We start from the raw sequence: 1,659 nt of genomic DNA on the forward strand, positions 1-1,659 counted from the left end.
ATTGATCGCCGGGAAAAGCAGAGTGCCATCCCGGTGCATCTCGTACAGACGGTGCACACCCGTCGTCGTCTCCTCCGTCACACCACGAATCTCGGCGGCGAGCTCGGACCACTTGAGGGTGGAGCGGTTCAGCAGTTCGAGTACGACCCGGAATTCGTCGTTGTCCGCGGAGGCCGGGGCGGGAACGGCGCCGGCCTTCTCGAACTCCACGCCCTTGTGGACCAGGAGGGTCGCGTCACCACCGTCGTCCAGGATCATGTTCGGGCCAGAGTGGCCCGGCCAGGTCAGGGCCTGCTCCGTGCACCACCAGTACTCCTCCAGCGTCTCCCCCTTCCAGGCGTAGACCGGGATACCCGCAGCGGCGATGGCAGCAGCGGCGTGGTCCTGGGTGGAGAAAATGTTGCAGGAGACCCAGCGGACCTCGGCGCCGAGCGCCACCAGCGTCTCTATGAGGACTGCCGTCTGCACGGTCATGTGCAGCGATCCGGTGATGCGGGCGCCGGCGAGGGGCTGTGACTCGGCGTACTCCTTGCGGATCGACATCAGACCGGGCATCTCGTGCTCGGCGAGAGTGATCTCCTTGCGGCCGAACTCGGCAAGCGAGATATCGGCGACTTTGAAGTCCGTGAAGTCAGCGGTCGGCTGCGAGGACATGCGCACTCCTTGAGTTCTGGATGTTCCGGTGGATCTCTGTCGTAGCCGTCGAACGGTTGAGGGTGATGTAGTGCAGACCTGGGGCGCCTTCGGCCAGCAGCCGGTCCGCCATGGCGGTGGCGTACGCGACGCCGATGCGATGCCCTTCGGCCGGGTCCTCGCGCGCCGCGTCCAGGCGGCGGGCGAGCTCACCGGGGAAGGTGGCATTGCTGAGTTCGGCGAAGCGGCGGATCTGGCGTACGTCAGTGGCGGGCATGATCTCCGGGATGACCGGGGTGTCGCAGCCCGCCGCCGCGACTCTGTCACGCAGACGGAGATAGTCGTCGACGTCGAAGAACATCTGCGTGACGGCGTAGTCGGCGCCGGCCCGGCACTTGGTGACGAAGTGCCGGATGTCGGATTCCCAGTCCGGCGAGCGGGGGTGCCGCTCGGGGAAGGCCGCCACCCCGACACTCATGTCGCCCGACCGCCTGACCAGCGCGACCAGCTCGGCAGCGTGGGTGAAGCCGGCGGGGTGCGGGACCCAGGGGCCGTTCGGGTCACCCGGCGGGTCGCCGCGCAGGACCAGGACGTCGCGTACGCCCGCGTCGGCGTACTGGCCGATGATGTGGCGCAGCTCGGTCACGGAGTGACCGACGGCGGTCAAATGGGCGACCGGACGCAGGGTCGTCTCGGCGGCGATCCGCTTGGTCACCTCGACGGTACGGTCCCTGGAGGAGCCGCCGGCACCGTAGGTGACGGACACAAATGCCGGCGAAAGCCCTTCTATGCGCCGGATCGCCTGCCAGAGAGTGCGGGTTCCCGCCGCTGTCTTCGGCGGGAAGAACTCGAAGGAGAAGGACGGCTTGCCGCTCGCGAGCAGCTCGCGCAAGGTGCTCATGCGCGGTTGCCTCCCGCGTTGAAGTAACCGGCTTCGGGGTGGTGGATGACGATCGCGTCGGTGGACTGCTCCGGGTGGAGCTGGAACTCCTCGGAGAGCTCGACGCCGATCCGCTCGGGCTCCAG

At 67.7% G+C, this 1,659-nt stretch carries 2 protein-coding genes; both read right to left on the reverse strand.

Annotated elements, in window-relative coordinates:
* On the reverse strand, window positions 1–654 hold a 654-nt coding region (locus ACWDZ6_RS33360; RefSeq protein WP_451505829.1), incomplete at its 3' end, for an adenosylhomocysteinase.
* Window positions 632–1,534 carry a methylenetetrahydrofolate reductase [NAD(P)H] gene (gene metF, locus ACWDZ6_RS33365; protein ID WP_451505830.1) on the reverse strand — a complete coding sequence of 301 codons (903 nt, stop codon included), beginning with the start codon at window positions 1,532–1,534 and terminating at the stop codon, window positions 632–634. The genes ACWDZ6_RS33360 and metF, both read right to left, overlap by 23 nt.
* Between the last annotated feature and the right edge of the window lie 125 nt (window positions 1,535–1,659).

It is taken from the genome of Streptomyces sp. NPDC002926 (assembly GCF_053591755.1).